The organism is Pseudomonas sp. Sample_21, assembly GCF_004307525.1.
Taxonomy (GTDB): domain Bacteria; phylum Pseudomonadota; class Gammaproteobacteria; order Pseudomonadales; family Pseudomonadaceae; genus Aquipseudomonas; species Aquipseudomonas atacamensis.
This window is the reverse complement of the sequence record NZ_RCNZ01000059.1, coordinates 134387-152869: the sequence shown is the minus strand read 5'-3', so window position 1 is coordinate 152869 and position 18483 is coordinate 134387. Positions and strand designations below refer to the sequence as shown.

The 18483-nt window shown below is 60.4% G+C and carries 17 protein-coding genes; 11 read left to right on the top strand and 6 right to left on the bottom strand.

All coding sequences use genetic code 11. The features are described from left to right. Nucleotides 1-36 precede the first annotated feature (36 nt). The 5 genes from D8U71_RS08805 to D8U71_RS08785 all read left to right on the top strand — a co-directional run bounded on the left by D8U71_RS08805 (nucleotide 37) and on the right by D8U71_RS08785 (nucleotide 5003). A complete protein-coding gene (locus D8U71_RS08805) occupies nucleotides 37-693 on the top strand; it encodes a DUF3916 domain-containing protein (RefSeq protein WP_241664215.1) in 657 nt (218 codons plus the stop codon). An 82-nt stretch (nucleotides 694-775) separates the two neighbouring features. Continuing rightward, entirely contained in the window at nucleotides 776-1321 is a 546-nt protein-coding gene (gene rfbC, locus D8U71_RS08800) for a dTDP-4-dehydrorhamnose 3,5-epimerase (protein WP_016772161.1), read from the top strand. A gap of 42 nt (nucleotides 1322-1363) precedes the next feature. Next, nucleotides 1364-3172: an ATP-binding protein gene (locus tag D8U71_RS08795; RefSeq protein WP_130887616.1), complete on the top strand. Its 1809-nt coding sequence runs from the start codon at nucleotides 1364-1366 to the stop codon at nucleotides 3170-3172. After that, complete coding sequence (locus tag D8U71_RS08790) at nucleotides 3169-4551, top strand: sigma-54 dependent transcriptional regulator (RefSeq protein ID WP_130887615.1); 1383 nt, start codon at nucleotides 3169-3171, stop codon at nucleotides 4549-4551. The genes D8U71_RS08795 and D8U71_RS08790 overlap by 4 nt, the downstream gene beginning before the upstream one ends. Beyond that, on the top strand, nucleotides 4548-5003 hold the full coding sequence (locus tag D8U71_RS08785; protein ID WP_130887614.1) for a YiiD C-terminal domain-containing protein: 456 nt from the start codon (nucleotides 4548-4550) through the stop codon (nucleotides 5001-5003). Before D8U71_RS08790 ends, D8U71_RS08785 begins: the two co-directional genes overlap by 4 nt. A 201-nt stretch (nucleotides 5004-5204) precedes the next feature. Here the strand turns inward: D8U71_RS08785 and cysQ are convergent, their stop codons facing one another. Together cysQ and nudE are read right to left on the bottom strand one after the other, a co-directional pair. Next, nucleotides 5205-6032, bottom strand: coding sequence for a 3'(2'),5'-bisphosphate nucleotidase CysQ (gene cysQ, locus D8U71_RS08780; protein ID WP_125925887.1), 828 nt, complete (start codon nucleotides 6030-6032; stop codon nucleotides 5205-5207). 7 nt (nucleotides 6033-6039) lie between these two features. Continuing rightward, entirely contained in the window at nucleotides 6040-6609 is a 570-nt protein-coding gene (gene nudE, locus D8U71_RS08775) for an ADP compounds hydrolase NudE (protein ID WP_016772166.1), read from the bottom strand. A gap of 88 nt (nucleotides 6610-6697) precedes the next feature. Here nudE and yrfG point away from each other — a divergent pair, with 88 nt between their 5' ends. Then, nucleotides 6698-7360, top strand: a complete 663-nt coding sequence (gene yrfG / locus D8U71_RS08770; protein ID WP_071174081.1) for a GMP/IMP nucleotidase — start codon at nucleotides 6698-6700, stop codon at nucleotides 7358-7360. Nucleotides 7361-7454: 94 nt separating this feature from the next. On the opposite strand, the gene lysM is transcribed toward yrfG, so the two are convergent. Then, on the bottom strand, nucleotides 7455-7904 hold the full coding sequence (gene lysM, locus D8U71_RS08765; RefSeq protein ID WP_016772168.1) for a peptidoglycan-binding protein LysM: 450 nt from the start codon (nucleotides 7902-7904) through the stop codon (nucleotides 7455-7457). Between the two features lie 138 nt (nucleotides 7905-8042). Between lysM and D8U71_RS08760 the strand changes: the two genes are divergently transcribed. From D8U71_RS08760 to D8U71_RS08745, 4 genes are all read left to right on the top strand, one after another. Continuing rightward, nucleotides 8043-8930: a LysR family transcriptional regulator gene (locus tag D8U71_RS08760; protein WP_016772169.1), complete on the top strand. Its 888-nt coding sequence runs from the start codon at nucleotides 8043-8045 to the stop codon at nucleotides 8928-8930. A gap of 92 nt (nucleotides 8931-9022) precedes the next feature. Next, nucleotides 9023-9862 (top strand): formate dehydrogenase accessory sulfurtransferase FdhD, encoded by an 840-nt coding sequence (gene fdhD, locus D8U71_RS08755; RefSeq protein ID WP_130887613.1) that lies wholly within the window; start codon nucleotides 9023-9025, stop codon nucleotides 9860-9862. After that, nucleotides 9859-12207, top strand: coding sequence for an FdhF/YdeP family oxidoreductase (locus tag D8U71_RS08750; protein WP_024011188.1), 2349 nt, complete (start codon nucleotides 9859-9861; stop codon nucleotides 12205-12207). Before fdhD ends, D8U71_RS08750 begins: the two co-directional genes overlap by 4 nt. Before the next feature lie 332 nt (nucleotides 12208-12539). Beyond that, on the top strand, nucleotides 12540-13025 hold the full coding sequence (locus tag D8U71_RS08745) for a glycine zipper domain-containing protein (RefSeq protein WP_125925818.1): 486 nt from the start codon (nucleotides 12540-12542) through the stop codon (nucleotides 13023-13025). A 55-nt stretch (nucleotides 13026-13080) separates the two neighbouring features. Here D8U71_RS08745 and D8U71_RS08740 read toward each other — a convergent pair whose 3' ends face one another. The 3 genes from D8U71_RS08740 to D8U71_RS08730 form a co-directional block, all read right to left on the bottom strand. Then, a complete protein-coding gene (locus D8U71_RS08740) occupies nucleotides 13081-13506 on the bottom strand; it encodes a thioesterase family protein (protein ID WP_016772173.1) in 426 nt (141 codons plus the stop codon). Nucleotides 13507-13722: 216 nt separating this feature from the next. Beyond that, nucleotides 13723-14949: a 3-hydroxyacyl-CoA dehydrogenase gene (locus D8U71_RS08735; RefSeq protein WP_130887612.1), complete on the bottom strand. Its 1227-nt coding sequence runs from the start codon at nucleotides 14947-14949 to the stop codon at nucleotides 13723-13725. 124 nt (nucleotides 14950-15073) lie between these two features. Next, nucleotides 15074-17008 carry an ATP-dependent DNA helicase RecQ gene (locus D8U71_RS08730; protein ID WP_130887611.1) on the bottom strand — a complete coding sequence of 645 codons (1935 nt, stop codon included), beginning with the start codon at nucleotides 17006-17008 and terminating at the stop codon, nucleotides 15074-15076. A gap of 274 nt (nucleotides 17009-17282) precedes the next feature. On the opposite strand from D8U71_RS08730, the gene D8U71_RS08725 reads away from it, so the two are divergent. Further along, the gene (locus D8U71_RS08725) at nucleotides 17283-18425 is read left to right on the top strand and encodes a hypothetical protein (RefSeq protein WP_130887610.1); all 1143 of its coding nucleotides are present in this window, start codon (nucleotides 17283-17285) and stop codon (nucleotides 18423-18425) included. The last annotated feature ends 58 nt before the right edge of the window (nucleotides 18426-18483 follow it).

The following is an 18483-nucleotide window of genomic DNA, read 5'->3' as shown; positions in this document are numbered from 1 at the left end:
CCTTGGCGGTTACGCAACCCCTCAAGACGCTGGCCGGTGAAAGGAAAACGGCAAGATCATCGCGAAAGCCTCCCAGGCAAACTTTCCTACAAGACTTTCAGATTGTGTTTCAGCGCCGCGCTGTGCAATCTGCGCCCCGAATTCACAGCACGGATGCAAGCCCAAGTCATGTCCCATCGTCGCCTCGCCCTTACCGACAAAAAGGTTCGCAACATCCCTCGCCGCTTACGTGCATTGGCTGCTTGGGCCGCCGATTTCGAGGGATACTTTCCAGCCGACCTCACTCTCGAAGATAAATACTGGAACTGGAAAATTCCGATTCACATGGCGATGGTCGAAGGAAAACAGGCAACAACCGATCTGAAAAGGCAATGTGCCCAGAACTTGATCGACGCGGCGCAGCATCTACGCCTGGCTCGTCCTGAGCATGCGCTTGACTGCAGGGTGGTCGCAGCCATTTGTGTTCCCGGCATGTTTTCCAGCGAAATCTGTATCTATACGGATCTGGAATACCACCGCGGTCACATCCCTGCCTCCGACAGCGAATATGTCGAAACCGGCAAAAGCCTGGCTCAAGAATGGGGTCTTGTGTTGCCACAGGGCATGCGCGAACGAGGTTTGCGCTACGAGGTTGAAGGCTGGGATGGGCAGACTTATGAAGAGGAACACTGGTATTTTGGCGAGGTCGATTGACGCTCCGGCGTAGTCCGCATTCGCGCCCCGCAGCGCTTTGCGCAAGAATGTCGCCCATTCAAACCTGTCTATGGAAATCCTCATGAATGTCATCACCACCGATCTGCCCGGTGTTCTGATCATCGAACCCAAGGTGTTCGGCGACGAGCGCGGTTTTTTCTACGAGAGTTTCAATGCCAAGGCGTTTCAGGACGCTACCGGTCTGGAAACGCAGTTTGTGCAGGACAACCATTCGCGCTCGCAAAAAGGCGTGCTGCGTGGTCTGCATTACCAGTTGCAGAACACCCAGGGCAAACTGGTTCGCGTGACCGCGGGTGAAGTGCTCGATGTGGCGGTGGACATCCGTCGCAGCTCGCCGCATTTCGGCAAATCGGTGGCGGTGCGCCTGTCGGCGGAAAACCATCGTCAGCTATGGGTACCGGAAGGTTTCGCTCACGGTTTCGTGGTGCTGAGCGAGTTCGCCGAGTTCCTCTACAAGACCACCAACTATTACGACCCGTCCTCCGAGCGCAGCATTCGCTGGGATGACCCGGCGCTGGGCATCGACTGGCAACTGGACGAAGCGCCGAAGCTGTCGGCCAAGGACCAGGCGGCTGCGCTGCTCAAGGACGCTGACGTCTTCGCCTGAGGCCGGGCATAATGCGCCTGTCCCTACAGGCGTATCCGGCACATGAAACCACCGCTCCCCCGCAGACCTCGCTGGCGCAGCCTCGCACTGTTGGCCATGTGCCTGGCGCCGCTACTGTGGCCGCTGGAACACCTCGCCGAACGCTATTACCGCAGCGAACTCGCCGGGCAGAATCGCCAGACCCTTGATCTTTACGTCGCCAATCTGCTCGGCACCCTGCATCGCTATGAAGTGTTGCCGCAGATTCTCGGCGACTTGCCGGCCCTGCGCGCGGTGCTCGGTGCGCCGGACGACGGCGTGACCCAAGGCAACGCCAATCGCCTGCTGAATAACATCGCTGCGCAGACCGGCGCTGAAGTCATGTACCTGATGGACACGTCCGGCCAGACGCTGGCGGCGTCGAACTGGGACAAACGCGACAGCTTCGTCGGCCGCAACTTCGCCTTCCGCCCGTATTTCAGCGAAGCCATGGCCGGCCGCCTCGGACGCTTCTTCGGCCTCGGCACCACTTCGGCCAAACGCGGCTACTTCTTCGCCGCTGCTGTGCGCAACGGCGAAAAAATCATCGGCGTACTGGTGATCAAGGTCGACCTCGATCACACCGAAAGCCTGTGGGGAAAAACCCCGGAACAACTGCTGGTGACCGACCATAACGGCGTGGTCATCCTGACGTCGCGCCCGGAATGGCGTTTCCGCTCCACTCGCGAGTTGAGCGATGCCGAGCGCGCCGCGATCACTGCGATCCAGCCCTACCCGACCCGTGAACCCCGGCCGCTTAACCTGAGCGCCGACGCCTGGCTGACGCAGACCCACGACATCGCCGAAACCGGCTGGAGCGTGAGCATTCTCGCCCCGCGCACGCTGATCGATCGTCCGGTGCGCACGGTAGTTGCGATCGGCGGCGCCACGCTGTTGGTGGTGATGCTGCTGGTGGGTTTGATGATGCAACGTCGCCGGCATTATCTGGAGCGCATCGCCTTCGAGGCCAAAGCGCGCCGCGAACTGGAAGGCCGGGTGGCTGAACGTACCAGCGATCTGGAGGGCCTCAACCGGCGTTTGAAGCAGGAAGTGCTCGAGCGTGAGCAGGCGCAGCAGGAGCTGGTGCGCGCCCAGGACGATCTGGTCCAGGCGGGCAAATTGTCGGCGCTGGGGACCATGTCGGCGAGCATCAGTCACGAACTCAATCAACCGCTGGCGGCGATTCGCAGCTATGCGGAAAACGCCGAAGTGCTGCTCGATCATCAGCGCACCGAGGACGCGCGCGGCAACCTCAAGCTGATCAGCGAACTGACCGGGCGCATGGCCTCGATCATCGCCCATCTGCGTGCCTTCGCTCGGCGCGATCGCCACGCACCGGAAAGCGTCGCCCTGCAACCGGCGCTGGACGATGCGCTGGCATTACTCGCCAAACGTCGCCGCAGCATGGAAGTCGAACTGATTCGCGACCTGCCCGCCGCGACGCTGTGGGTCGAGGCCGGCGAAACCCGACTGCGCCAGGTGCTGGGCAATCTGCTGGCCAACGCCCTCGATGCGCTCACCGAAAAAGGCCCGCCGCGCAAGGTGTGGCTGAGTGCCGAAGCCACCGCCGACGGCGTCAATCTGTACATTCGCGACAACGGCCCCGGGTTCTGCATGGAAGCCCTTGGCCGCGCCAGCGAGCCCTTTTACACCACCAAGACCCGCACCCAGGGTCTGGGCCTGGGGCTGGCGATTTGTGAAACGCTGATGCGCGCCTTTGGTGGCGAGCTGTCGTTCGCCAACCACAAGCAAGGCGGTGCCCTGATTACCCTGCGCCTGCGCGCCGGCGCGCCCGGAGTCAGCCTGCAACCGTCCGAGGATCGAAGTGCATGACCATCGACAATCGCATCCAGGTAGTGTTGATCGACGACGATCCGCACTTGCGCCAGGCCCTCGGCCAGACCCTGGACCTGGCCGGCCTGAAAATCCTGCCGCTGTCCGAAGCCAAAGGGCTGGCGGCACAGCTTGAGCGTGACTGGCCGGGGGTGGTGGTCAGCGACATCCGCATGCCGGGCATGGACGGCCTCGAACTGTTGAGCGAGTTGCATGCACAGGATCCCGAGTTGCCGGTGCTGCTGATCACCGGCCATGGCGACGTACCGCTGGCAGTGCAGGCGATGCGCGCCGGCGCTTACGATTTTCTGGAAAAACCCTTTGCCAGCGACGCGCTGCTCGACAGCGTCCGTCGCGCCCTCGCGCTACGGCGGCTGGTGCTGGACAACCGCAGCCTGCGTCTGGCCTTGAGCGACCGCAACGAATTGAGCGCACGACTGGTCGGCCATTCGACGCCGATGCTGCGTCTGCGTGAGCAGATCGGTGCGCTGGCGGCGACCAAGGCTGACGTGCTGATCCTCGGCGAAACCGGTGCCGGCAAAGAGGTGGTGGCCCGCGCGCTGCACGATTTGTCGAGCCGTCGCAACGGCCCGTTCGTGGCGATCAATGCCGGCGCGCTGGCGGAATCGGTGGTGGAAAGCGAGCTGTTCGGTCACGAGCCCGGTGCTTTCACCGGCGCGCAGAAACGCCGCATCGGCAAATTCGAATTCGCCAACGGCGGCACGCTGTTTCTCGACGAAATCGAAAGCATGAGCATGGACGTGCAAGTGAAGCTGCTGCGCATGCTGCAGGAGCGCGTCGTCGAACGCCTGGGCGGCAATCAGTTGATCCCGCTGGACATCCGCGTCATCGCCGCGACCAAGGAGGACCTGCGTCAGGCGGCGGATCAGGGTCGCTTCCGCGCCGACTTGTATTACCGCCTCAACGTCGCGCCGCTGCGCATCCCGCCGCTGCGCGAAAGGGGCGAAGACGCACTGGTGCTGTTCCAGCACTACGCCGATGAAGCCAGCGCCCGCCACGGCTTGCCGCCCCACGAGCTGCAACCGGCACACCGCGCCCTGCTGCTGCGCCACACCTGGCCGGGCAATGTGCGTGAACTGCAAAATGCCGCCGAACGCTTCGCCCTTGGGCTTGAGCTGGCACTGGACAACAGCGTTGATGGCAGCGGCGGCACGCCTGTGGAAGTGGTCAGCGGCGGCCTCAGCGAGCAAGTGGAAAACTTCGAGAAGTCGCTGATCGCCGCCGAGCTGGCGCGCTCGCACAGCTCGGTGCGCAGCCTCGCCGAAGCCTTGGGTATTCCGCGCAAGACCCTGCATGACAAGCTGCGCAAACACGGTCTGAATTTCGGCGACAGCAGCCACGGGGAAGACAACGAATGAGCAGCGAAAGCGAATACCTGCAAACGGTGCTGCATCACGACATTCCACTAACCGCCGAGATGGGCCTCAAAGTGCTTGAGTGGCGTGAGCAGCAATTGAGCCTGCACCTGCCACTTGCGCCCAACGTCAATCACAAGAGCACCATGTTTGGCGGCAGCCTCTACTGCGGCGCGGTGCTGGCCGGCTGGGGCTGGTTGCATCTACGTTTGCAGGAAGAAGGGATTACCGACGGACATATCGTCATTCAGGAAGGACAGATCAGCTATCCGCTGCCGGTAACGGGTGACGCCGTGGCGATCTGCCCGGCGCCGGATGCGGCAGTCTGGAAACGGTTCGTGGCGATGTATCGGCGATATGGGCGGGCGCGGCTGACGCTGGATACGCGGATCCTGAATGCGGGAAGCGAGGACGAGGCGGTGAGATTTACCGGGCAGTACGTTTTGCACCGTTGAAGATCAACAGCCCCTCACCCTAGCCCTCTCCCGAGGGAGAGGGAACCGATACGGGGATGCTACACATTTACGTCGACCTGAACTGCTTCGCCGAATCCACAATCGACTCGATTCTCCAGGACAATGCATAGCGCCAGACAACTCGGTCGGCTCCCTCTCCTGGGGGAGCGGGCTGGGTGAGGGGAATTGCGGATCAGGCAGTTAGCCTCGGGCCAACTCCAACAACCGCGCGCGCCACGCAGCCTTCGCCGGCAGCGCCAGAAAGAACTCGTTCAACAGCGATTCTCGCGGCGGATAACTGAACGCCTCGCCGCTCAGATCCAGCACCTCGCCCCCCGCGCCTTCCAGCACGCCCTGCGCTGCCGCCGTGTCCCACTGCGAAGTCGGCGCCAGTCGCGGATAGCAATCAGCAGCACCTTCGGCCAATAGACAGAACTTCAAGGAACTGCCGATATTGGCCAGTTGCAGCTCACCAAGACTGGCGCTCAACCCGGCCAGCAAACGCTCTTGCTCGGGACTTGAATGTCGGCGGCTGGCCACCACGGTAAACGCCTCGCCCGGCGCAGGCACATCGCGCACCTGAATCGCCGTCGGCGTACCGCCCTCGTCGCCACGCCAGGCTCCAAATCCGGCACCGCCGACGTAAAAACGACCGTTGGTCGGCATCGTCACCACGCCAAATACCACCCGGCCATTTTCGATCAGCGCGATGTTCACAGTGAATTCCTCGCTACCGCTGATGAACTCCTTGGTGCCGTCCAGCGGATCCACCAGCCACCAGCGCTGCCAACCGGTGCGCACGCTTTGCGGGATGTCGGCGTCCTCTTCCGAGAGCACCGGAATGCTCGGATCCAGCGCCGTCAGCCCGGCAACGATAAGGTGATGCGCAGCCAGATCGGCAGCCGTCACCGGCGAATCATCGGACTTGGCCGTGACTTCGACGCCGGCACGCCAGAACGGCAGAATCGCCTCGCCAGCCTGTAAAGCCAGCGCAACCACAGGTGCCATCAGCGGATGGGGAAAATTCATCGACGTCTCACTCATAGCTGAACACCCCGCGCTGGCTCAGCAGGTCGCGGGTCAAATACAGCGCCGCCAACGCGCGGCCCTCGGAAAATTGCGGATTCTGCGCCAGTGCCGACAGTTCGCGCAGGTTGACCTTGTCGACCCGCATCGGCTCCGGCTCATCACCTTCCAGCCGCTCTTCATACAGGTCGGTGGCCAGCACCACTTGGATTTTCTGGCTCATGTAACCGGGCGACAGCGACAGCTCGGTCAGATGCTCCAGTTGACGCGCGCCATAACCGGCCTCTTCCTTGAGCTCCCGCTCGGCCGCCGCCAGCACGTCCTCGCCCGGCTCGATCAGGCCTTTGGGCAGAGACAGTTCGTATTCGTCGGTGCCGCCGCAGTATTCCTCGATTAACACTGCGTGTTCGGCATCAAGCATCGCGACGATCATCACCGCGCCATAACCCGCGCCCTTGCCGACCAGACGCTCGTAAGTACGCTCCACGCCATTGGAAAATCGCAGCTTGAGTTCTTCGACGCGAAACAGGCGACTGGTGGCGACGATCTCGCGGGCGAGTACGGTGGGTTTCTGGCGCATGCAAAGCTCCTTGGCGTGAACGCGCTACTATAACGCGGCTTTCCCGATTGTTTGCGTCGGATATCCTTTCACCGTTCGAGACGTTGCCATGCCTTCTTTACCGTGGTCCGACATCGATACCGTTCTGCTCGACATGGACGGCACGCTGCTGGATCTGCACTTCGACAACCATTTCTGGCTCGAACACCTGCCCCAGCGCTACGCCGAGCTGCACGGCATCAGCCGGGCCATGGCCGAGCTGGAATTGCAGCCATTGTTCGAGCGCCACGCCGGCCAGTTACAGTGGTACTGCCTGGATTTCTGGAGTGCGGAACTGAAATTGTCGGTGCGTGAACTGAAACAGGAAACCGCCCACTTGATCGCCCTGCGCGCCGATGCCGATACCTTCCTCGATGCAATCAAACGCGCCGGCAAACGGGTGATCATGATCACCAATGCGCACCGCGATTCGCTGTCGTTGAAACTGGAACGGATCGAACTCGCACCATACTTCGAGCGGCTGATCAGCTCGCACGACTATGGTTATCCCAAGGAGAACCCGCAATTCTGGGATGCCTTGCAGGCGGACATCGGTTTTGATCCGGCGCGCAGCCTGTTTATCGATGACACCTTGCCGATCCTGCGCAGTGCACGGGATTTTGGCGTGGCGCACTTGCTGGCGGTGAAAGAACCGGACAGCCGCAAAGGGCCGAAGGACACAGCGGAGTTTGCCGCCGTCGAGGATTACCGGGATTTGATTGCAGGGCTTTGACGTCGCGTTGCTGCCATCGCGAGCAGGCTCGCTCCCACACCGAAATACGTTTCAAATGTGGGAGCGAGCCTGCTCGCGAAAGCGCTTTCGAATGTTATTCAGGAATACGCAGTACTTGTCCCGGGTAGATCTTGTCTGGATGTTTGAGCTGAGGTTTGTTGGCCTCGAAAATCTTGTTGTACTGGTTGGCGTCGCCATACACGCGCTTGGAAATCGCACTCAGCGTATCGCCCTTCTCGACCGTGACAAATTTTGCAGCGGCGGCAACGCCACCCGTCACGGTGATCTGATCGTCCACGCCACTCACGCCGGCGACGTTACCCAGGGCCAAGAGAATCTTTTCTTTCTCTTCCTGACTCGCCGCTTCACCCGTGGCGATGACCTTTTCGCCTTCAACCTTGACTTGGATCTTCGACGTATCGATACCAGTCAGCGCTTCCTGCACGTGCTTGGTCAGCGCTGCGCTGTTGGCCTCGGCCTTGTCCGGCGTCAGTGCATCGAGAATCTTTTCACCGGCTTCTTTCAAAAAACTGAACAGGCTCATCGCATTCACTCCATGTAATAAAGGGTCAGTCGTCCAAGCCTAGACCACCCCGGCCAAACCCGGTTCCAGTCCGACCAATGACGCTCCCACGCCGCAGGCGGTAGAATCGCCACACCCCGCCAACCGCCCGGAGCGAAGATGGACATCAAGCAGCTGAAATTCCTCATCGCCCTCGACGAAACCCGCCATTTCGGCCAGGCCGCCGCGCGCTGCCACATCACCCAGCCGACCCTGTCGATGCGCTTGCGCAGCCTCGAAGAAGAACTCGACCTGCCATTGGTCAATCGCGGCCAGCGCTTCGAAGGCTTCACCGCACCGGGCGAACGCGTGCTGGCGTGGGCGCGTACGGTGCTGGCAGCTTACGACGGCTTGCAGGCTGAAGCGGCGGCCTGTCGCGGAAATCTGATCGGTACGCTGCGCCTGGGCGTGGTGCCGCTGTCGAGCTTCGATCCCTTGCCGCTGATGCAACGACTGCACGCGGCGCACCCGGACTTGCGCTTCGAACTGTCGTCGCTGAGCTCCGAGCAGGTGCTCGAACACCTGGCGAACAACCGCATCGACATTGGCGTGTCGTATCTGGAGCGCCTGGACAGCGAGCGCTTCGATTCGCTGGCCTTCAACGAGACGCGCATGGGCCTGCTCTATGACGAGCGCTCGTTCAACTTCGGCGAAGAACCCCTGAGCTGGGAATCGCTGATCGAACTGCCTCTGTGCATGCTCACCAGCGGCATGCACTTTCGCCAGTCCATCGACCACAACTTCCACAGCCGTGGCCTGACCCCGCAACCGCTGTTGCAAACCGACGCCGTGCATCAACTGCTGCAAGCAGTACACGGCGGTTTTTGCTGCGCGATCATGCCGCTCGATGGCGGCGCGGAAACCCTTGCTGATCACCTGCGTCTGCAACCGATCGAAAATGCCCACACCCTCGCGCCGCTGGGCCTGATCATGCGCCGTGGCGCGCCGCGTTCAGCGCTGGCGGAAGCCTGTTTCGCGCTTTATCAGAAATCGCCAAAAGACGCTTGATCGACGGCATCTATCGGTAGATCGGTAATAGCGATTAGACGCGACAACTTGCCGCGCCTAGTCTTGACCTAGATCAAACCGTCGGTGATGCCATGAACGCCAAGCGCCCAGCCTGCGCGGCGCCAGCAATTGAAACGCCCGCGCCTGCCGCCAGCCAGACCTACAGCTACAGCGATCTACCCTTTGAGGCATCGGCCAGCACCGCGCTGGCCGAGGAAGTCGCGTTGGCGATCACCTACAACGGCATCAGCCAGGCGGTGATGCTGGTGACCCCGACCGATCTTGAAGATTTCATCGTCGGTTTCAGCCTCGGCAGCGGCATCATCGAAGACGCCAGCGATATCTACGATCTGCAACTGACGGGCGCAGGCTCGGCGCAATACGCGCAAGTGACCATTGCCAACCGCGCGTTCTGGAACCTCAAACAGCAGCGTCGGCAGTTGGCCGGCACCAGCGGCTGCGGACTGTGCGGCGTCGAAGCCGTCGAACAGGCGCTGCCTGAGCTCAAAGTGTTGCCGGGCGCAGCCTTGCCACCGATCGAATGGCTCGACGGTTTGCGCCAGCGCATCGGCGCGTTCCAGCCGCTCGGCCAGCACTGCGGCGCGGTGCATGCTGCGGTGTTCATGAATGCCAGCGGCGAATTGCTGCTCGGACGGGAAGACATCGGCCGCCATAACGCCCTCGACAAGCTGATCGGCGGGTTGATCCGCCAGAAGATTTCTACCGAAGGCGGCCTGGCGATTGTCACCAGCCGTTGCAGCCTCGAATTGATCCAGAAAGTCTTGCGTGCCGGGATCCAGACCCTGGTCAGCCTGTCGGCACCCACCGGCCTGGCCGTGCAATGGGCCCGGCGCCATAACCTCAATCTCATCCACCTGCCGCAGAAAAGTGCGCCGCGGGTGTACAGCCCCGCGATGGAGAATCAAGCGTGAGCCAACATCATCAAGCCGACCAGAAACCTGTCCCGCGCTACAAGCCTTACAAAGGTGCCGCTGGCGGCTGGGGCGCCCTGATCAGTGTGGCCCAGGCGTGGCTGACCAGCGACAACGCCCTGAAAAACCTGCGCATGATGCTCAAGACCAACCAGAATGGCGGCTTCGACTGCCCGGGTTGCGCCTGGGGTGATTCGCCGGAAAGCGGCATGGTCAAGTTCTGCGAGAACGGCGCCAAAGCGGTGAACTGGGAAGCGACCAAGCGTCGCGTCGATGCCAAATTCTTCGCCAAGCACAGCGTCACTTCCCTGCTGGAGCAGAGCGATTACTGGCTGGAATATCAGGGCCGCCTGACCGAGCCGATGGCCTACGACGCCGAGTCCGATCGCTACAAGCCGATCTCTTGGGAAGATGCCTTCGCCCTGATCGGCAAGCACCTGCGCAATCTGCCAAGCCCGGATCAGGCCGAGTTCTACACCTCGGGCCGCGCCAGCAACGAAGCAGCGTACCTATATCAGCTGTTCGTGCGGGCTTACGGCACCAACAATTTTCCTGACTGCTCGAACATGTGCCACGAGGCCAGCGGCGTGGCGTTGGCGCAGAGTGTCGGGGTCGGCAAAGGCACGGTGACCTTCGACGACTTCGAACACGCCGACGCGATTTTCGTCTGGGGCCAGAACCCCGGCACCAACCATCCGCGCATGCTCGAACCGTTGCGTGAAGCGGTGAAACGCGGCGCCCAGGTGGTGTGCATCAATCCGCTGAAAGAGCGCGGTCTGGAGCGTTTCCAGCATCCACAGCACCCGATCGAAATGCTCACCAACGGCGACAAGCCGACCAACACCGCGTACTTCCGCCCGGCACTCGGCGGCGACATGGCGGTGCTGCGCGGCATGGCCAAGTTCCTCCTGCAATGGGAACGCGATGCGCAGAAAGCTGGTGAGCCAGCGGTGTTCGATCATGACTTCCTCAATGCCCACAGCGCCAACGTGCTGGAGTACCTCGCCACTGTCGACGACACCTCATGGGAGCAGATCGTCGAGCAGTCCGGCCTGACCCTGGTCGAGATCGAGCAAGCCGCGCGCATGTACGCCAAAGGCAAGAACGTGATCATGTGCTGGGCCATGGGCATCACCCAGCATCGTCATTCGGTGCCGACCATTCAGGAAATCGCCAACCTGATGCTGCTGCGCGGCAATATCGGCAAACCTGGCGCCGGTCTGTGCCCGGTGCGTGGTCACAGCAACGTGCAGGGCGACCGCACCATGGGCATCAACGAGCGTCCACCGGTGGCGTTCCTCGACTCGCTGGAGCGTCGCTTCCAGTTCAAGGTGCCGCGCCACAATGGCCACAACGTGGTCGAGGCGATTCATGCGATGGCCGAAGGTCGCGCCAAGGTGTTCATCGGCTTGGGCGGCAACTTTGCCCAGGCCACGCCGGACAGCTCGCGCACCTTCGAAGCGCTGCGCAATTGTGACCTGACCGTGCAGATCAGCACCAAGCTCAACCGCAGCCACCTCGCTCACGGCAAAGACGCGTTGATCCTGCCGTGCCTGGGCCGCACCGACATCGACATCCAGACCGAAGGCCCGCAAGCGGTGACCGTGGAAGACTCGTTCAGCATGGTCCACGCGTCCAACGGCCAGTTGCAGCCGCTGTCGAACCAGATGCGCTCGGAGCCGTCGATCATCGCCGGCATCGCTGCCGCGACGTTGGGTAGCCAACCGGTGGACTGGAACTGGCTGGTAGCCGATTACGGGCGCATTCGCGAACTGATCGCCGACACCATCCCGAGTTTCAAAGACTTCAACGACAAGATCAAAAACCCGGGCGGCTTCTATCTGGGCAACTCGGCTGGCGCCCGCAAGTGGAACACGCCGTCAGGCCGCGCCAACTTCCGCGCCAATCAGTTGCCGAAAGATCTGGTCCACGAACGCACCCGCGCCACCGGCCAGGTGCCGGATCTGATCCTGCAATCGATGCGCTCCCACGATCAGTACAACACGACGATCTATGGTCTCGACGACCGCTACCGTGGCGTGAAGGGCCAGCGTGACGTGCTGTTCGCCAACGAGGCCGACATCATTCGCCTGGGCTTCCGTCCGGGACAGAAGGCCGACATCGTGTCGATCTGGGACGATGGTCGCGAGCGCCGGGTGAAAGGTTTTACATTGTTGGCGTTCGATATTCCTGCGGGGCAGGCGGCGGCGTACTATCCGGAGGTCAATCCGCTGGTGCCGCTGGAAAGTACGGGGGATGGCAGCCACACGCCGACGTCGAAGTTCATTGCGATCCGGCTGGAAGCGGCGAGTGAGACTGGGTTGATCATGGCTAAATCCGCTTAACCGCGGAGCCAGATCCGGCCCCTTCGCGAGCAGGCTCGCTCCCACAGTTGGAATGCATTTCAAATGTGGGAGCGAGCCTGCTCGCGAAAGCCATCGATCTTTCAACAGATCTGCCGTGGCAAAGATTTTCGACCGCTCACAAAAAAGGCCGTTTCTGCATGAAAACGGCCTGTCCGAAGTAGCTAAAGACCGGCGAAAATCGGTTAAGTTCCGGTGAAAAAACAGTAACTTGCATTATTGTATACAAGTCGTGTTATTCGTCGGATTTTGATTGTCACGACCATTGCAGAGCCTCAGGATCGGCGCCGTCATCCCTTTGAGGCTCATCCTCTATGAAGTTCTCCTCGATTCTCTTGTTGTCCCTTGGCCTGGTCAGTGGCTTCGCTTCTGCCGGAGGCACCACCGAAGCAGGTGTGGGCGGCGCATTGGGCGGGGTTCTTGGCTCGGTCGTCGGTCAATCGTTAGGCGGCAATACAGGTTCCACCATCGGCGCAGCCCTGGGCGGCGCGGGTGGTAGTGCGGTCGGCGCAGACAAGCGCAGCCGTGGCGAAGCAGCCATTGGTGGTGCACTGGGTGCAGCCGGCGGTAACGTCGTCGGCCGCAGTCTCGGCGGCACCACCGGCAGCCTGATCGGCTCCGCCGCTGGTGGCGGTGCAGGTGGCGCGCTGGGTAACTATATGGGCAACAAGAGCGACGATGATGATCGTCGCTACGACCGTCGCCATGATGACGGTCGCTACTACCGCGACCGTGGTCATCCAGGTCGCGGCCATGCCTACGGCCACCGCAAGCATCACAAGTACTATCGCCACCACTAAGGCGAAGGCTTGAACAAAAAATCGCAGCTTTTTAGCTGCGATTTTTTTTGCGCGTCTAGACCACCAGCCGCTCCAGCGCCCCACGCAAACCTGCCGGAATCGGCACCGGCTGATTGCTCGCCCGATCGACGAACACATGCACGAACCGCCCCGCCGCACACGCCTCGCTTTCGCCAACCTTGAACACAGCCAGTTCGTATTGCACCGAACTGTTGCCCAGCTTGCCGACCCGCAGTCCGATCTCGATCAGATCGGGAAAAGCGATCGAGGCAAAGTAATCGCAGGCGGAACTGACCACGAATCCCACCACTTCGCCGTCATGAATATCCAGGCCACCGACCTGAATCAGATAAGTGTTCACCGCCGTATCGAAGAAGCTGTAGTAGGTAACGTTGTTGACGTGACCGTAGGCGTCGTTGTCGTGCCAGCGTGTGGTGATGGGCTGGAAGTGGGGGTAGTCGATGCGCTGAGGGGTGGACATGGTTGTGCTGGTTCTCTTGTTTTTCAGTGAGGGCGCTTGCCCTCACCCTAGCCCTCTCCCAGAGGTAGAGGGGACTGACCGATGTGTTCTCTCGAAATACACCGACCTGAACTGTCGAGTCGAGCTCACATTCGAAAATCACGAAGATCGGCTCCCTTTCCCCCTCTCCCCTTGGGGGAGAGGGCTGGGGTGAGGGGATAGATTTTCGCCGTAACACTATGCGTGAGCAAACCCCTTGCCCTGCGCCGCCAGTTCGCCAATCAGCCGCGCCGGCTTCCACTGATCGCCCTGGCGCGTCTCCAGTGCCAGCAAGCGCTGATGAATATCCGCCAGCCCTTGCTGATCCGCCCAGGCCATCGGTCCACCCTTATCCGCTGCAAAACCATAGCCGTTCAAGTACACCAGATCGATGTCATGGGCCGAGCCGGCAATGCCTTCCTGCAGAATCTTCGCGCCTTCGTTGATCAGCGCCAGCAAACAGCGCTCAAGGATTTCTTCAGGACCGATGTCGCGACGCTGGAAACCCAGCTCTTCGCTGACCCGCAGCACCAGTGCATCCACTTCGGGATCATGCTCGGCCTGGCGACTGCCCGGCTCATAGTGGTAGTAGCCGTTGCCGGACTTCTGCCCGAACCGACCCATCTCACACAGGCGGTTATCCACCTGAACCTCGGGCGCATCCTGCCCCTTGCCAGCTAGCTGCCGAGCACGCCATTCCAGATCGATGCCGACCACGTCGTACATGCGAAACGGCCCCATGGCGAAGCCGAAACCTTGCAGCGAGGCATCCACCTGCTGTGGATAAGCACCTTCGAGGAGCATCTTGCGCGCTTCGAGTACATACGGATGCAGCATGCGGTTGCCGATAAAACCGTGGCAGTTGCCCGACACTACGCTGACCTTGCCCATGCGCTTGCCGAGTGCCAGCGCGGCCTCCAGCGCCGCTGGCGAGGTCTGCGCACCGCGAACGATTTCCAGCAGTTTCATGATGTGCGCCGGGCTGAAGAAGTGCAGACCCAGCACCTGTGCCGGGCGCCGGGTCGCAGCTGCGATGGCGTCGATGTCCAGCGCCGAGGTGTTGCTCGCCAGCAGGGCCTCAGGCTTGAGCAGGCCATCCAGCTCGCGAAAAATCTTCTGCTTCAGTTCGAGGTTCTCGTACACCGCTTCGATCATCAGATCGACGTTGCGAATCGCCGCGTAATCCGCCGCCGCAGATATACGAGCAATTCGCGCATCCGCCTCGGCCTGATCAATGCGGCCCTGGCGCACGTTGTGTGCATAAGTTTCGGCGACCGTAGTCAGCGCCTGCTCAAGCATCTGTGGATTGTTATCCACCCATTGCACGTTCACCCCGGCATTGGCCAGGCACATGACGATGCCACGGCCCATGGTGCCCGCGCCGATCACGGCAGCCTGCTGAATCTCGAAGCTTGTCTGGCTCATGTTGTTCTCTTGTGAGTTGCCCGAAGACAGATTCCAACCTTAGTCAGGCCACGACGCTTTTTGAAGTTTATTAGCGTGATGATCGACATTCAGCGGATGGATGCAGCGACCACAGACTCTCTGCTTAATCGAGCAAGTGACTGTCCGCCCACTCGCGGACCTCTGCGTAGGGATACTCTTCCAACGCAGCAAAACCCGGTATCGCCCGCGCCTTGAGTTTGGTGAACAACGGCACGCTGATTCCGCACAGGAACCGTGTCAGGCGTTCGGCCGTCGGAAGGCTGCCTGTGTGCTGCTCATGCCTGTGGATAAATTCACCACACAGCTGCGCGAAGTTTTTATCCACAAGCGGCGGCAATGGCGGCGGCTCCGGCAACCGCGCGATCTGGCCGTGACATACCGAACAATGGCCGCAATGTTCAGGGGCATTGTGGTCACCGAAATACTCGGCCAGGCGATAACCCAGGCAGCGTTCGGTGGCGAACACCTCAAGCATGGCGTGAATTCGCGCCACTTCAGTCTCTTCGTGACGAGTGAAGTACTCGTGCAGCTCAGCGCTCAGGGCGTCGCTGGCAAAATCACTTTGCAGCAGGCTGTAAACCTCGGTCATTTGCTTGCTTTCAAGCTCGACCCAGCCTTTTTCCTGGAAGTAATCAAGCGCTGTCACTACGCGATTGCGCTCGGCGGAATACTGCGAATACATCGCCTCGAAATCTACTGTGGCCCAGGTGCGTGCTCGCGTGGACGTTCTGATGATCGCCGCAACGAAATCCCTGCGCTCGCCTTCGAAGCGCTGGAGCAATGCTTCAGGCTCAAGCAGATATTTGAAGCGGTATTCCGCGTAATAAGCGTAGCGCGGCGCGATCAGGCCCCGCAGTTCCAGCTGCACCAGCAAAGTCTTCAACGGCAACGAGCGAATGTTGCTCTGATCCGCCAATGGCCCGAGCAAAAACTCCCATTGTCCGTCCGGCACTGAGGCTTTGAGCTCTTCGAGCACATAATGAATCCCGTCGCGTTCGGGCGTATCACCGTAGACGAAGTTTTCCAGCACATTGAGGCTGTCGCGATTGGCCAATACCAGGCAGTCCGAGGGTTGTCCGTCGCGTCCGGCACGGCCGATTTCCTGACTGTAGTTTTCGATGGATTTGGGCAGATCGAAATGCACCACGTTGCGGATGTCGCTCTTGTCGATGCCCATCCCGAAGGCAATGGTGGCGACAATGCAGTTGGACTGCCCGGCCATGAAGCGGCGTTGAATGTCTTCACGCTGATCGTGGGGCAAACCCGCGTGGTATGCCTCGGCCTGGATTCCGTTGCGTTGAAGATGCTCGGCGATATGCTCGGGGGTCTTCTGCAACGTCACGTAGACAATGCTCGGCTGCCCAGGACGCTCGGCCATCCATTCGACCAGACGCCGGCGTTTGTCCTGACCGGGTACAGGCTCGACCAGCAGGTTGAGGTTAGGCCGGTAAAATCCGGTGGTCACCACATCTGCCGGGGCGATGGCGAATTTGGCCTGCATGTCGGCTATGACTTTTGGTGTCGCCGTGGCGGTGAGCAGCAAGGCCTGCGGGATGTTGAACTGACGTTGGTAGTCCGGCAGTTTCAGGTAGTCCGGCCGAAAGTTGTGGCCCCATTCGGAAATGCAGTGCGCCTCGTCGACTACCAGCAAGGAGATCGGCACCTGCTGCAGAAAATTGCGGAAGCGCTCATTTTTCAGGCGTTCGACGGAGATCATCAGAATCTTCAATTCCCCTGAACGCGCACGGGCCATGACGTCGTTGGCATCCTCGCGGCTCTGCGCCGAATCGATACTGCCCGCCGAAATGCCGTGGCGCTTGAGGAAGGCCAATTGATCCTGCATCAACGCCAGCAACGGCGAAACCACCAATGTCAGGTGTGGCAGTAAAAGCGCCGGTAGCTGATAGCAAAGCGATTTGCCGGAGCCGGTGGGAAAGATTGCCGCCGCGGAGCGCCCCGCCAGCACCGCGCTGACAGCGGCCTCCTGACCGGGGCGAAACTGTGGATAACCAAAAACCTGTTCCAGGGTGTGGTGCATTTACTGTCACTCCTTTGACTGCTGCCATGCCCAAAGCCTAGCGGGCGATTGCAGCGAGTCGAGAAAAGGTCGGGGTTGAATCGATACTGAATGATACATGGGAAGCGAAAACCAAGCGTGTAACAATCGAAGCGTCTCGACAAACTTTCGAAAAACCAAGCTACATATATATAACAAACTTAAAAATTACAAACGCAGACACAACAGCACCCTTTATTTATAAAAACACTTCAAACTAACTTGACCGCTCTTATTCATAAGCAAGAGCAACGAAATGACAACTTTAACAATCTTTTTCTGCGGCACCGGCTCCAACAAGTTTGACGAAAACCATAAAAGCTTCTGGGACGGCGAAATCGTTTCTACGCTCGCTGCACACCACAGCGGACGCGAATTTGCCGAGTGGATCGTCGTCGACGGCCCTGGCAGCGGCAATCTGCAAGCCGACGACCTGTTCACCAAGACGTCTGAATACGGCTTGTCCGGCACGCTGTTCGGCAAAGGCTGGGATGAAAACGTGCAGCACGCGTTGAATATCATCAAAGGCAAATGCGATTGGCAGCGTAAACAACTTACCGAGGCAGAATATAACCGTCTGAAAGCGGCAGGTATTCCTATTGAAGATGTAAAAGAGGAAGGCTCCTGGTTCTGGCGCCAGTATAACTATGGCGACCGAAGTATCACGCAACAGAAGTTGCAGGAACAGATCATCAAGACTTTCCGCAAGGACGGCATTATTCCGACGCGTGTCAATCTGCTCGGCTGGAGCCGGGGTGGTATCAGTTGCCATATGCTTGCCAATGCAATGTCCAGGGACGCTGCGCTCAAACATATTCCGGTGAATATCTTTGCGATTGATCCAGTCCCGGGAATTGGCAACTTCCAGGAAAACCGCGTCAAACTCGAATCCAACGTCAAGGAATACATCGCCTTCTATGCCCGCGACGAGCGCTCAAAAGGCTTCAGCTGCGTGATCCCGCAAACCGCTACCGGCACCAGGACTTCGATCTATCCAATGGCTGGTCGCCACGCCACCCTTGCTGGCAACGCCACGGCGCTCGGCGGCGAGCCGAGTAGCAGCAGCGACCTCAACGCGCTGATCGAGCCCGGCCGCATCGTTCGCCATCTCGCCGAGACCTGCCTCAAGCGCTGGGGCGCGCCACTGAGCAAAACTCTCAACCTGAACGATACCGACCTGCGCCGCCTCACCGGCGCCATCGTCAGCGACGAAGCCCGCTACAAGAAGATGCACAGCCAGTCCTACACCTATTTCACCGAACTGGACAAAGGCGAGCGCTATGTCTCGCTGGGCAGCAAAGGCTTGCCGTTTTCAGCAGTCAAAGGCACGATCTACCGCCCTGCAACCGGACTGACCACAAGCCTGCTGGATATTTCCGGTTACCAGCATCTGCGTTGAAAGGCGTTGAAGAATCGGTAGCAACGTCTGGCGCTTTGTTCGTCCCATTCCTACTTCA

Excerpts from the sequence above, each read along its gene's own strand:
- fdhD (WP_130887613.1), top strand. The coding sequence starts at position 9,023 with ATGAACGCCAAGCGCCCAGCCTGCGCGGCGCCAGCAATTGAAACGCCC.
- lysM (WP_016772168.1), bottom strand. The coding sequence starts at position 7,904 with ATGAGCCTGTTCAGTTTTTTGAAAGAAGCCGGTGAAAAGATTCTCGAT.
- D8U71_RS08740 (WP_016772173.1), bottom strand. The coding sequence starts at position 13,506 with ATGTCCACCCCTCAGCGCATCGACTACCCCCACTTCCAGCCCATCACC.
- D8U71_RS08735 (WP_130887612.1), bottom strand. The coding sequence starts at position 14,949 with ATGAGCCAGACAAGCTTCGAGATTCAGCAGGCTGCCGTGATCGGCGCG.
- nudE (WP_016772166.1), bottom strand. The coding sequence starts at position 6,609 with ATGCGCCAGAAACCCACCGTACTCGCCCGCGAGATCGTCGCCACCAGT.
- D8U71_RS08785 (WP_130887614.1), top strand. The coding sequence starts at position 4,548 with ATGAGCAGCGAAAGCGAATACCTGCAAACGGTGCTGCATCACGACATT.
- D8U71_RS08745 (WP_125925818.1), top strand. The coding sequence starts at position 12,540 with ATGAAGTTCTCCTCGATTCTCTTGTTGTCCCTTGGCCTGGTCAGTGGC.
- D8U71_RS08730 (WP_130887611.1), bottom strand. The coding sequence starts at position 17,008 with ATGCACCACACCCTGGAACAGGTTTTTGGTTATCCACAGTTTCGCCCC.
- yrfG (WP_071174081.1), top strand. The coding sequence starts at position 6,698 with ATGCCTTCTTTACCGTGGTCCGACATCGATACCGTTCTGCTCGACATG.
- D8U71_RS08790 (WP_130887615.1), top strand. The coding sequence starts at position 3,169 with ATGACCATCGACAATCGCATCCAGGTAGTGTTGATCGACGACGATCCG.
- D8U71_RS08725 (WP_130887610.1), top strand. The coding sequence starts at position 17,283 with ATGACAACTTTAACAATCTTTTTCTGCGGCACCGGCTCCAACAAGTTT.
- rfbC (WP_016772161.1), top strand. The coding sequence starts at position 776 with ATGAATGTCATCACCACCGATCTGCCCGGTGTTCTGATCATCGAACCC.
- D8U71_RS08760 (WP_016772169.1), top strand. The coding sequence starts at position 8,043 with ATGGACATCAAGCAGCTGAAATTCCTCATCGCCCTCGACGAAACCCGC.
- cysQ (WP_125925887.1), bottom strand. The coding sequence starts at position 6,032 with ATGAATTTTCCCCATCCGCTGATGGCACCTGTGGTTGCGCTGGCTTTA.
- D8U71_RS08795 (WP_130887616.1), top strand. The coding sequence starts at position 1,364 with ATGAAACCACCGCTCCCCCGCAGACCTCGCTGGCGCAGCCTCGCACTG.